Genomic DNA, 11,893 nt, shown 5'->3' with positions numbered 1-11,893 from the left:
CCACTCTAGAGATCTTGCGATGTGGACGACCACATTTGTCCTGACCTTCCTGTTCTTCCTGATCCAGCTCGGCACCGGGTTTTCGATCTTGGCCATTGCGCCAGCGAAACTCGTCGCGGTGTGCCGGCTCACGAAGGCCCAGTTCGTCGTCCTTGGATTTACCGTCGGCGCCTCTACAACGGGCATCCTGCTCGGGGGGCTATCGCTGTTCGTGAGCGATATATGGCTTCAGTTCGCGACGATGGTTGTCGTATCCTGCTTCGGACTTGCCTGGTCATGGCCCAGCTGGGGCCCGAGCCGCGATGAAACGCGCACGGCGGCCACTTGGTGCATTCTGTCGCTACCGATTGCACTCATGATATGGTGGTGGTCGTTCGGCGCATTTTCCAGCTTTCCTTATGCGGACATCGGCGCGGATGTTCACTGGATGAAGACTGCGCAAGAGTACGCCGATGGTGGTGTCATCAATCCGTACGCGGCCCAGTCCTATGTCGATCTTCGTTCGGCGCTCGCAGGTGCCCTCGCTGGAACGCTTGGCTTGGACCTTCTGAGATTTAGCTGGACCTATCGTTTCTTCTCGATCCTGTTCCTCCTGTTGGCGTCCTATGCCTTCGTGCAGGGCGTCTATCCCACTTCCCCGCGGAAATGGATCGCCTTCTTCTTCGCCGCAACCAGCAGCGCCGTCGTCCTGATGACAAATGGCAGCCTGGCCGTCGCCAGCAGCGTTGTGTTTCTTGGCGTGCTGATAGGCAATGCGCAGCGGGATGCAAACGGCCGGTCGGCGCGATCTGCCGTGCTGTTGACCGTTATCGCCGGCGCAACGCTGCTGCTCGCGTTCGCCTTCAACAACAACACGCTAGTGCTTGCACTGCTTATGGCCGGGCTGTTCCTGCTCAGGATTCTGAGCGGCGCCGGAAGGTTTGGCGGGATTTTCTTTCTTGGTTGCATCTGGCCAGCGACGCTACTGCTTGCACATCGCGGCTCTTACCTGTTCGTTCCGACCGTTCTAGCCACCTGGCTTATGTATATCGCCATCGCGCGGATGATTACCGTCTGGCCGTCGCCCAGCATCGCGGTCCTGCGACTTCTGTCCTTCGCGCTGCCCCCGATCATTCTCGGAATTGTCGTCTGCGTTACTGGAATGCGCTTCGGCTACATTCCTCCAATGAGCGCCAACGACACTTTTTCCTCGATTACGGAATTGGTCCTGGGCAGAAGGATCGAAGGCGGCGAAGAGCTGTTCCTGGGCTCCGGACCGCTGGTCGCCACGATCGAACTTGGCCGGACGATAGGTCCGCTCCTCTCCATCTGCGTCACGCTGGGCGTTGCATGGTGGTGGATGACCCGACCTGCCCTTCGGGTTTCCCCCGGTGCGATCGAACGTCGTGACGACGGCTTCGTGATACTCGTGTGGTCCTGGATTGCCGGCTGCGGCCTCAGCCTTGCCGTACTCTCCGGCTTCCCGTTCCTGTATCGCACCAGCACGATCATACTGTCGCTGTTCACGATCACGGCCACTGAGGTCTTTTGTCAGTTGCTGATCGATTTCAGTCCTTCCTCGCGATATCGGCGGGCCCTGGTTGCCACGGCGGTCACGCTGCTTGCGACCGTTCTTGTGGTTCTGGTCTACGCGTTTGCCTGGCGAACCGGCCTGCCCTTTGCCGGCTATCAGGCGGTCCTGCGACCGGTGGAATTGGCAGGCATCGCGCTACTCGCGACGCTCTCGCTATTGACCCTGATCCAATCGCGGCGGATCTACATTTACGGTCTGGCGGGAATCGTGGGCTTGGGCGTGGCTGTCGACAAGATCGGTCTGTCCGGCATTAACAGGAGCTACAGTTACGGCGCGCTTCCCGACCGCACGGCAATCGTCTCACACTACAATGCCGATGAACTTGAATTGGCTCGTTGGCTCCGCGACAATCTGCGAAAGGGAATTATTCTCTCGGACCCGTATACCTTGGGCATAGTCCAGGCACTCACGGGCGCGCCGGCCGCCTATCTGTTCTCCAATCTGGACACCGTGAACGAAGCGGTCGCGAAGCGGGCAAAATTGGTCGTGGGCACGATTCTGCAGCCGACCGAAGGAGATCAACGGCTTGCACACACTTGCAGCTTGATCGCCCCTCTGGTCGGCGCCATCAACTCGGAGGCCTTCTTCCAGATGCGAAGGGCCGATGCTTTGGGCGGCATCATGCGATCGGTCCGCGGTGCGCCGGCAGCGAGTCAGGAAGTGGCCCAGCCGCTTTCCGACATAACCGCATCCGGAATCCCTGAAATTCCGCCTGAGGAGGCCAAGTCCACGATCCAGAACATTCTGGAGACGGGCGAGAACGCCTGGAACCTCGTCGCGCTCATCACGCCCCGCACAGTCGAGTGGACCCATCTCGCAGCCGACCAACGCCTCAGCTATTTTCCTCCCGCGGCGCCGATGGAGCCCACTATCACTGACGCGCTTCGCGCGAGCCCGTTTCCGGTCCTGTTTGCCAACAGGCAGACGGTCGTCGTTCGCATTCCCTGCTCGCGCTGATATGAAAGCAAGACGGAAATTGCCCTTCGCATTGTCGCAGATTGGCGTCACGCTCGATCGTTCCCGCTGTCAAAAGGACATATCATGTTGAGACAGGCCGTCATCCTCATCGGAGGGTTGGGTACGCGGCTTGGCGAACGCACCAAGGCGGCGCCGAAGCCGATGCTCGACATCGGCGGGCGACCGTTTCTCGACACGCTGATCGATGAACTCGCCCGCTATCACGTATTCGACGAAATCCTCTTGCTTGCCGGCCACAAGGCCGACATCGTCGAGACCCACTATGCCGGCGCGGCCAGGGGACGGGCAAAGATCCTGGTGTCGCGCGAGACCGAGCCGCTCGGCACCGGCGGCGCGCTCGTGAACGCGCGCGATATGCTGCACGATCGTTTCCTGCTGCTCAACGGCGACTCGCTGTTCGACTTCAACCTGCTCGATCTGATCGCGCGTGCGCAGGGTGGTCGGGTTCACATGGCACTGCGCGACGGCGTCGTCGGAGACCGCTACGGGCGCGTCGTGCTCGACGGCGAGGTGGTGCGCGATTTCATCGCCCCGGGTACGGGGGCCACGGGACCGGTCAATGCCGGCATCTACGTCGTCGACAAGTCCGTTCTCGCTGACATCGCGAAGCTTCCCGCTTCCCTCGAACAGGACGTGTTTCCCGGCCTTGCTTTGCGCGGTGAGCTGCGCGGCACGTCCTATCGCGGCTATTTCATCGACATCGGCATCCCCGATGATTTCGCGCGCGCCGACCGCGAGCTGCGCGAAAAGCTGCGGCGCCCCGCCGTCTTCTTCGACCGCGACGGCGTCCTCAACCACGACTCGGGCTACACGTTCGAGACGCACAAGCTTGAATGGATCGAGGGGGCACGCGAGGCGGTGAAGGCCGTCAACGACGCCGGCTATTTCGCCTTCGTCATCACCAATCAATCCGGCGTCGCGCGCGGCTACTACGAGGAGCATCACATCGTCGCGCTGCACCGCTGGATGGCGGACCAGTTGGCGCTGACCGGTGCGCATATCGATGCATTCGAATATTGCCCCGATCACCCCGACGGAACCGTCGCGCGCTATTGCCGCACGAGCGATCGGCGCAAGCCGGCACCGGGCATGATCACCGACCTCGCGCAGCGCTTTCCGGTCGACATGGCGCGCAGCATGGTGATCGGCGACAAGCCGAGCGACATCGAAGCCGCTCGTGCGGCCGGCCTGCCCGGCCACTTGTTCGAAGGCGGCAATCTGGAGAGGTTCGTGAGACAGCGGCTCATTCCGGCCGGCTGGGCCTGAGCGCGCGTCACAAAAACTGCTGCATCCCCGGGCATTTGGCAGCTATCGAGCGCTGCTCTGTTGCGCGCAACCGCCAGTGTGCTATAGCGCCATCTATCTTGTTGCGAACACTGGCTTAATCGCCTTCTGGGGTCCGGCATGGCAGATCTGAGGGACGCCCGCGTCCTCGTTACCGGCAGCGACGGCTTCATCGGTTCGCATGTCGTCGAGGAACTGGCGAAGGCCGGGGCCCGCGTCAAGGCGGTCGTCTACTACAACTCCTTCAACTCCTGGGGCTGGCTGGACACGGTTCCCGCCGACATCATGAAGTCCGTAGAGGTGGTCGCCGGCGACATCCGCGATCCGCATTTCATGATCCAGACGGCCGCCGGCTGCACCGACGTGCTGCATCTGGCGGCGCTGATCGCGATCCCCTTCTCCTACGTCGCGCCCGATTCCTATGTCGAGACCAACGTGCGCGGCACGGTGAACGTGCTTCAGGCAGCGCGCATGGCCGGCGTGCGGCGCTTCGTGCAGACCTCGACCAGCGAGGTCTACGGCACGGCGCAGACCGTCCCGATCAAGGAGAGCCATCCGCTGGTCGGCCAATCGCCCTACTCGGCCTCGAAGATCGCATCTGACCAGATGGCGCTATCGTTCCACGCCTCGTTCGACATGCCGGTCGTCGTCATCAGGCCGTTCAACACCTACGGACCGCGGCAATCGGCGCGCGCGGTGATCCCGACCATCATCAGCCAGATCGCGACCGGCAAGCGCAAGATCCGTCTCGGCGCCGTCAGTCCGACCCGCGACTTCTCGTTCGTCACGGATACAGCGCGCGGCCTGATCGCGGGCCTTACTGCCCCGGCCGAACAATGCGTCGGCCAGACCATCAATCTCGGCAGCGGCTTCGAGATCTCGGTCGGCGCGACCGCGCAGATGATCGCCGACGTCATGGGGACCACGATCGAAATCGAGACCGACGAGGCGCGCCTGCGCCCAGCCAATAGCGAGGTCGAGCGGCTCTGGGCCGACAATTCCAAGGCGCGCCAGCAACTCGGCTGGAGTCCGGAGTTCGGCGGGATCGACGGCATGCGCCAGGGCATTGTGAAGACGGTGAACTGGTTCACCAGCCCCACCAATCTCAGCCGCTATAAGGCGGACGTCTACAATGTCTGAGGCAACGGTGGGAACGACCACGACCGGATCCGACATCTCCGCGCGCACCTTCGATCCGAAGGCGGTTGTCGACGCTGTCCGGCGCGCCGCGGGTACGCCGAACGGCATCCTCGGCCTGCACGAACCGGTGTTTGCCGGAAACGAGATCGCCTATCTCGAAGAATGCATCAAGAGCACCTTCGTCTCCTCGGTCGGCCCGTTCGTCGACCGCTTCGAGCGCATGCTCGAGGAGGTCACCGGCGCCAAGCGGGCGGTCGCCGTCGTCAATGGCACGGCCGCACTGCACGCCTGCTTCCGCCTCGCCGGCGTCGAGCCCGGCGACGAAGTCATCTCGCCGGCGCTGACCTTCATCGCGACGACCAACGCGATCGCCTATTGCGGAGCGGTGCCGCATTTCGTCGATAGTTCCTTCGTCACGCTCGGCATGGACCCGCGCGCCCTCGCCGTGCGGCTCGAGACGATCGCCGAGCGAACGCCGAAGGGCACGATCAATCGCGAGACCGGACGCCGCATCGCCGCGATCTCGCCGATGCACACGTTCGGGCATCCCGTCGAACTCGACGAGATCGCCGCGATCGCGCGCGATTGGGACATTGCGCTGGTGGAGGATGCCGCGGAATCGCTGGGCTCGACCTACAAGGGCCACGCCGTCGGATCGCAGGCGCGGCTCGCGGCGCTGAGCTTCAATGGTAACAAGATCGTCACCACCGGCGGCGGCGGCGCCATCCTCACCAATGACGAGGAGCTGGGGCGCCGCGCCAAGCATCTCACCACCACCGCGAAACTGCCGCACAAATGGGCCTTCGTGCACGACGAGATCGGTTTCAACTATCGCCTGCCGAACTTGAATGCCGCGCTCGGCTGCGCCCAACTCGAGCAGCTCGACGGTTTCCTGGCGAGCAAGCGCCGGCTGGCTGCAGCCTATGAGCGCGTCTTTGCCGATCTACCCGGCGTGCGCTTCTCGCGCGAGCCCGATCGCACCACGAGCAATTACTGGCTGAACGCGATCCTGCTAGACGAGGCGTATGCCGGGCGGCGGGACGACGTGCTCACGGCGCTGAACGAAGCCGGCTTCGGCGCGCGCCCGGCCTGGACCCTGATGCACCGCCTGCCGATGTTCGCGCAGAGCCCGCGTGGCGATCTCGCCACCGCCGAATCGATCGAGCGCCGCCTGATCAACCTGCCGAGCAGCGCCAGCATCAGGGCCCGCGATGAATAGCGTGCCGCGAAAAATCTGCTTCGTGACCGGCAGCCGGGCCGATTTCGGACTGCTGATCTGGCCGATGCGCGCGATACGCGAGGCATCGGGCCTGACGCTTCAGCTCATCGCCACCGGCATGCATCTCGCGCCGGAGTTCGGCTACACGTTCAACACCATCCGCGACGAGGGCTTCGAGGTCGACGAGCGCGTCGAGATGCTGCTCAGCAGCGACACCGGCACGGGCGTCGCGAAGTCCGTCGGGCTTGGCGTGATCGGATTTGCCGACGCGTTCACGCGGTTGCAACCAGATCTCGTCGTCGTGCTCGGCGACCGTTTCGAGATGTTCGCAGCCGCGCAGGCCGCGATGTTCATGCGGCTGCCGATGGCACATCTGTTCGGCGGCGACATCACCGAGGGTGCGGTCGACGAATCCATCCGCCATGCCATCAGCAAGATGTCGCATCTGCATTTCACCAGCAATCAAGGCTCGACGCGGCGGTTGATGCAGCTTGGTGAGCACCCATCCCGTATCCATACCATCGGCTCGGTCGGCATCGATGCCATCAAGCATCTCGATCTGATGAACCGCGACGACATAGGCAACGCGATCGGGATGCCGCTCGGCGAACGCAATGCGCTCGTGACATTCCATCCGGTGACGGTCGAGGCCGGACGATCGGCGGCCGAGCTGGACGAGCTGTTCGCGGCGCTGTCAACGCTCGATCCCGCCTTCCGTCTCACCTTCACGCTCGCCAATGCCGATGCCGAAGGACGCGCGCTGAACGACCGGACCAAGGCCTTCGCGGCAAGTCGGCCGAACACGGTCGCTGTCGCCTCGCTCGGGCAGCTTCGCTATCTTAGCCTGATGAACCAGGTGGACGTCGTGATCGGCAACTCCTCGAGTGGCCTGCTCGAAGCCCCCTCCTTCGGTGTTCCCACGGTGGATATCGGCGACCGTCAGAAAGGGCGCGAGCGCGCAGACTCGGTGTTTCACGCCGCGCCCGAACGCGGCGCGATCGGCGCGGCTATCTCGCAAGCACTTCAGCGTGGCCGCAAGGACACCGTCAATCCTTATGGCGACGGCTACTCCAGCCGGCGATTTGCCGACATCATTACCGGCATCCCGGAGTTCGGGCAGCTCCTGAAAAAGGGCTTCTACGAACTTCCCGCAAGCGGAGTGCGGCCATGACGACGCGCACGCTGATCATCGCGGAAGCCGGCGTCAATCACGACGGCAGCCTGGACAAGGCACTGGCCCTGGTCGATGCGGCCGCCGATGCCGGCGCCCACATCGTCAAGTTCCAGACTTTTAGTGCGAAAGCGCTGGCGGGTGGAGCGGCGAAGAAGGCAGACTATCAGCAGCGCACGACCGACGCCGCCGAGAGCCAGCTCGCCATGCTGGAACGCCTTGAGCTGCCGCAGGCCGCGCATCATACGCTGATTGCGCGCGCCGCCGAACGCGGCATCGAATTCCTATCGACGCCGTTCGACGGCGCTTCACTCGACTTCCTGCTGTCACTGAAACTGCCGCGCATCAAGATCGGCTCGGGCGATCTCACCAATGCACCGCTGCTGCATGCGGCAGCGCGGGCCGGTGCGACACTGATCCTGTCGACGGGCATGGCGACGCTCAGCGAGGTCGAGGACGCGCTGGGCGTATTGGCGCATGGCTACGCGCAGCGTAACGATCCAGCCGGTATCGCTTCATTCCGTGCGGCGTGGCGCGATCCAGCGGCTCGCACGGCGCTCGCACGGCACGTCAGTCTGCTGCATTGCACGACCGAATATCCCTGTCCCATCGGCGACGTGAACCTCGCTGCGATGGCGACGATGCGGTCCGCATTCCAGCTCCCGGTCGGCTATTCCGATCATACCGACGGTTTCGAGGTTTCAGTAGCGGCTGCAGCGCTTGGCGCCACAATAATCGAAAAACACCTGACGCTCGATCGCAAGGCGCAAGGCCCTGATCACGCGGCTTCGCTGGAGCCTAGCGACTTCAAGCGCATGGTCAGCGCCATCCGTAACGTCGAGGCCGCGCTCGGCGACGGCGTGAAGACGCCGAGGGAGTCCGAGGTCAGGAATGTGCCGGTAGCGCGCAAGAGCATCGTGGCAGCGCGCGCGCTGAAGGCCGGCGAGATCATCGGTCCGGCCGACATCACCGCCAAGCGGCCGGGCGCGGGACGGCCGCCGATCGAGTATTGGTCCCTGATCGGAACGGCGGCGCCGCGGGCGCTCGAACCCGACGATCCGGTTTAAAGACGAGGCTTTGCAGGAACCCCGCGCAGCGCGGATCCGGACGGCCATGAACTCGTGACGACAGCGCCCATCGCTACCAGCGAATCATTGCCGATGGAAATGTGATCGCGGACACGACTGCCGAGACCGACAAAGCAGTTGTCACCGATCTCCGCGCCGCCGCCGACCACCGTTCCCGGAGAGAGATGCGTGTAGTGCCCGACGCGCACATCGTGCTCGACGACTGCGCCCGAATTGATGATGCAGTGATGGCCGATCATGCTTCGCGCATTGACGATCGCGCCCGGCATGACGACGCTGCCCGCGCCGATCGTGGCCGACGGCGAGACGACCGCGCGCGGATGAATCACCGACGCCCAGCGCTTGAGCTGCAGCCGGGCGACCAGTTGGCGGCGCGCCGGCCCCGCCTGCATCGTTCCGATCCCGACCACGAAGACGGCATCCGGATAGTTCGGGGCAACGTCATCGGTTCCGAGATAGCGCGCCTCGCCCAGTGTTCCCGGCTGGCGATCGAGGAAACCGACCACGTTGAACTGGCCCGACAGGAGGGCGGCCTCATAAACCATGAAGGCATGTTCGCCGCCGCCGATGATGATCAGATCGTCCATCGCGATTCCCTTAAGCCGCCCCGATCTTAGCGACCGGGCCACGGCGCTTCAAACCGCCGGACCGGCCCGAAAACGCGAGAATTAACAAGGACAACGCAGTGACCCCTGGCGGGGTTGACGCCGCCTCTCGCAGCCGCGATATAGCAGGCTCAGCCGTGGGCCGCGCCCAATATCTGGCGTATACGAGGCAGAATTGCCATGAAATCCTGGCGCAAAGCCGTCGTCGGTACCCAGGCGACCGTGGGCGAGGCCATTGCCGCGATCGAGAGCGGGAGCATCCAGATTGCGCTGGTGCTCGATGACCAGAATCGCCTGCTCGGCGTGGTCACCGACGGCGACGTCAGACGCGGACTGCTGCGCGGCATCGCCCTCACCGGACTTGCGACCGAAATCATGAACCGGACGCCGGTGTCGGCCTCTGCGACCTTGCCGCGCGAGGATCGCCTGCATTTGATGCGGCAGAGATCGATCAAGCAGCTCCCGCTTGTCGACGAGGGCGGCCATCTCATCGTGGTCGAGACGCTCGATGAGCTGCTCGAGCCGCGCCATTACGCCAATCCGGTCCTGATCATGGCAGGCGGCCTCGGCGAGCGCCTGGGCGCGCTCACGCGCGACGTGCCGAAGCCGATGCTCAATGTCGGCGGCCGACCACTGCTCGAGACCATCGTACGCAACGTCGTGCAGCAGGGTTTTGGCAACATCTTCATTTCGGTCAACTACAAGGCCGAGACGATCAAAGACTACTTTGGCAATGGCGCCGCCTTCGGTGCCAACATCCAGTACGTGCACGAGACTGAACGGCTGGGCACCGCCGGTGCTCTCGGACTGTTTCCGACGCCGCCGGATTTGCCGATGATCGTCACCAACGGCGACATTCTCACCACGATCAACTACGGAGCGCTTCTCGACTTCCACAACGGAACGCCGGCGGAAGCGACGATGGCCGTTCGTGAGCACAAGGTGCACGTCCCCTATGGCGTGGTTTCCACGTCGGAGGGCTTTCTCCAGACTATTCGCGAGAAGCCGACCGAGAGCTGGTTCGTCAGTGCCGGAATCTATGTGGTCGGCAGGTCCGTCTTCAGCCATGTCGCGCCCCGCGTCAGCATCGATATGCCGACCGTGCTGGAGCGCGTGATCGCGGGCAAGGGACGCGTCGCGGTCTATCCGATTCGCGAGTACTGGCTCGATATCGGCCGCCTGGAGGATTTCGAGCAGGCGCATGCGGAGTTTCACGAGGTCTTCCCGTGACCTCGACAAACGCCGTCGTAGTTGGTCTCGGCTCGATCGGCACAAGGCATGCGCGCGTCCTGCGCGAGCTCGGCCTTCGGGTCGCGACGGTCAGCCGTCGCGAAGGCGGCGATTACGGATCGATCGCGCAGGCCCTCGCGGCGGCGCATCCGGACTACGTGGTGATCGCCACCGAGGCGGCGCGCCATGCGGACAATCTGCAAGAGCTCGCGCAGGCCGGCTTCCATGGCAACGTCCTTGTCGAAAAGCCGCTATTCGCAACACCTGCATCACCCCCGAAATATCCCTTCGCCCATGTCAGCGTCGGATACAATCTGCGCTTTCACCCCGTGATGACGGCGCTGGCGGAAGCACTGCGCGGGCGCGACGTGATCACGGTCGGCGCCTATGTCGGCCAGGACATCAGGGACTGGCGGCCGGACCGCGATCACCGCGCGACCGCATCCGCCACGGCTGATGCCGGGGGCGGCGTGCTGCGGGATCTCAGCCACGAACTGGACTACCTCTTGTGGCTGTTCGGGCCCTGGCATCGCGTCGCAGCGCTCGGCGGCGCCTCCGGCGCTCGCGACATCGACGTCGACGACCACCTCGACCTGCTGCTCGATATGCAGCGGGCACCATCGGTCCACGTCCATATGGACTATCTCGACCGTCAGGGCGTCCGTCGCATTCGCGTCAATGTCGACGACGACACCATCGAGGCCGATCTCGTCGGCGGCCGTCTCACGGTCAACGGCAAGGCAACGGAGATCCCCAGCGAGCGCGACCAGAGCTACCGGGACATGCATGTCGCGGCGATGAGTGGCGCGAGCCCGGCCTGCTCGCTGCCGGAGGCCCTCGGCGTCATGCATCTGATCGACGCCAGCGAGTGCGCGCTGCGTAGCAAGACCTGGGTGTCGCCGTGAGTCTCCTCTGCACCATCTGCGCGCGAGGTGGCTCGAAAGGTGTCGTCGGCAAGAATGCGCGCGATCTCCTGGGCAGGCCCGTGCTCGCGTGGAGCATCGCGCAGGCGCGCGACACTGGCCTGTTCGATGCGATCGCCTTCAGCAGCGATTCAGATGCTCTGCTCGAGGCGGCGGTGAAGGCCGGCGCCGACATCGTGGTCAAGCGCCCGGACGAGATGGCGACCGATACTGCGCCGAAGCTACCGGCGATCCGCCACTGTCTCGAGCAGGCCATCGCGCAAATGGGCACGACGCCGGAGATCTTCGTCGATCTCGACGTCACCTCCCCGCTCAGGCTGGCCTCCGACATCACCGGTGCGGTGGCGCTGCTGCGCGAGAGCGGCGCGCGCAACGTCATTACCGGGGCGCCGGCGCGACGGTCGCCCTATTTCAACCTCGTCGAGCAGCGCACCGATGGCAGCGTCGGCCTGTCCAAATCCGCCAATCCTCCGGTCACGCGACGGCAGGATGCGCCGCGCTGCTTCGACATGAACGCGTCGATCTACGTCTGGCGCGTCGCGCCATTCCTGGAGCAGCCCGCGGTGTTCTATCCGGATACACGTCTGTTCGAAATGCCGGAAGAGCGTTCGATCGACATCGATTCGGATCTCGATTTTGCGTTGGTGGAGCTGTTGCTCCGTCAACGACTGCCGGCGTGAGG

General features: G+C 64.0%; 10 protein-coding genes. 9 read left to right on the top strand and 1 reads right to left on the bottom strand.

Annotated elements, in window-relative coordinates; genetic code table 11:
* The first annotated feature begins 19 nt into the window (after positions 1 to 19).
* From ACVIIV_RS19015 to neuB, 6 genes are all read left to right on the top strand, one after another.
* Complete coding sequence (locus tag ACVIIV_RS19015; RefSeq protein WP_456745525.1) at positions 20 to 2,530, top strand: hypothetical protein; 2,511 nt, start codon at positions 20 to 22, stop codon at positions 2,528 to 2,530.
* A gap of 84 nt (positions 2,531 to 2,614) precedes the next feature.
* A complete protein-coding gene (locus tag ACVIIV_RS19010) occupies positions 2,615 to 3,817 on the top strand; it encodes an HAD-IIIA family hydrolase (protein ID WP_456745524.1) in 1,203 nt (400 codons plus the stop codon).
* Between the two features lie 138 nt (positions 3,818 to 3,955).
* Positions 3,956 to 4,975, top strand: coding sequence for an NAD-dependent 4,6-dehydratase LegB (locus ACVIIV_RS19005; protein WP_456745523.1), 1,020 nt, complete (start codon positions 3,956 to 3,958; stop codon positions 4,973 to 4,975).
* Positions 4,968 to 6,194 carry a LegC family aminotransferase gene (locus ACVIIV_RS19000; protein WP_456745522.1) on the top strand — a complete coding sequence of 409 codons (1,227 nt, stop codon included), beginning with the start codon at positions 4,968 to 4,970 and terminating at the stop codon, positions 6,192 to 6,194. Before ACVIIV_RS19005 ends, ACVIIV_RS19000 begins: the two co-directional genes overlap by 8 nt.
* Entirely contained in the window at positions 6,187 to 7,365 is a 1,179-nt protein-coding gene (neuC, locus tag ACVIIV_RS18995) for a UDP-N-acetylglucosamine 2-epimerase (RefSeq protein WP_456745521.1), read from the top strand. Before ACVIIV_RS19000 ends, neuC begins: the two co-directional genes overlap by 8 nt.
* Entirely contained in the window at positions 7,362 to 8,432 is a 1,071-nt protein-coding gene (neuB, locus tag ACVIIV_RS18990; RefSeq protein ID WP_456745520.1) for an N-acetylneuraminate synthase, read from the top strand. Before neuC ends, neuB begins: the two co-directional genes overlap by 4 nt.
* Here the strand turns inward: neuB and ACVIIV_RS18985 are convergent.
* Positions 8,429 to 9,040 carry an acetyltransferase gene (locus tag ACVIIV_RS18985; RefSeq protein ID WP_456745519.1) on the bottom strand — a complete coding sequence of 204 codons (612 nt, stop codon included), beginning with the start codon at positions 9,038 to 9,040 and terminating at the stop codon, positions 8,429 to 8,431. The genes neuB and ACVIIV_RS18985 overlap by 4 nt on opposite strands.
* A 198-nt stretch (positions 9,041 to 9,238) precedes the next feature.
* On the opposite strand from ACVIIV_RS18985, the gene ACVIIV_RS18980 reads away from it, so the two are divergent.
* From ACVIIV_RS18980 to ACVIIV_RS18970, 3 genes are read left to right on the top strand one after another with little or no spacing between them, the layout of a single operon-like run.
* Positions 9,239 to 10,288 (top strand): nucleotidyltransferase family protein, encoded by a 1,050-nt coding sequence (locus tag ACVIIV_RS18980; protein WP_456745518.1) that lies wholly within the window; start codon positions 9,239 to 9,241, stop codon positions 10,286 to 10,288.
* Positions 10,285 to 11,193, top strand: coding sequence for a Gfo/Idh/MocA family protein (locus ACVIIV_RS18975; RefSeq protein WP_456745517.1), 909 nt, complete (start codon positions 10,285 to 10,287; stop codon positions 11,191 to 11,193). The genes ACVIIV_RS18980 and ACVIIV_RS18975 overlap by 4 nt, the downstream gene beginning before the upstream one ends.
* On the top strand, positions 11,190 to 11,891 hold the full coding sequence (locus ACVIIV_RS18970; protein WP_456745516.1) for an acylneuraminate cytidylyltransferase family protein: 702 nt from the start codon (positions 11,190 to 11,192) through the stop codon (positions 11,889 to 11,891). The genes ACVIIV_RS18975 and ACVIIV_RS18970 overlap by 4 nt, the downstream gene beginning before the upstream one ends.
* Positions 11,892 to 11,893: the final 2 nt, after the last annotated feature.

This window comes from Bradyrhizobium sp. USDA 4354, from assembly GCF_054060315.1.
This window is presented reverse-complemented; position numbering and strand designations above follow the sequence as displayed.

What these genes read in the sequence shown, in the direction of transcription:
- ACVIIV_RS19005 (WP_456745523.1), top strand. Translation starts at nt 3,956, where the DNA reads ATGGCAGATCTGAGGGACGCCCGCGTCCTCGTTACCGGCAGCGACGGC.
- ACVIIV_RS19000 (WP_456745522.1), top strand. Translation starts at nt 4,968, where the DNA reads ATGTCTGAGGCAACGGTGGGAACGACCACGACCGGATCCGACATCTCC.
- neuC (WP_456745521.1), top strand. Translation starts at nt 6,187, where the DNA reads ATGAATAGCGTGCCGCGAAAAATCTGCTTCGTGACCGGCAGCCGGGCC.
- ACVIIV_RS19015 (WP_456745525.1), top strand. Translation starts at nt 20, where the DNA reads ATGTGGACGACCACATTTGTCCTGACCTTCCTGTTCTTCCTGATCCAG.
- ACVIIV_RS18980 (WP_456745518.1), top strand. Translation starts at nt 9,239, where the DNA reads ATGAAATCCTGGCGCAAAGCCGTCGTCGGTACCCAGGCGACCGTGGGC.
- ACVIIV_RS18985 (WP_456745519.1), bottom strand. Translation starts at nt 9,040, where the DNA reads ATGGACGATCTGATCATCATCGGCGGCGGCGAACATGCCTTCATGGTT.
- ACVIIV_RS19010 (WP_456745524.1), top strand. Translation starts at nt 2,615, where the DNA reads ATGTTGAGACAGGCCGTCATCCTCATCGGAGGGTTGGGTACGCGGCTT.
- neuB (WP_456745520.1), top strand. Translation starts at nt 7,362, where the DNA reads ATGACGACGCGCACGCTGATCATCGCGGAAGCCGGCGTCAATCACGAC.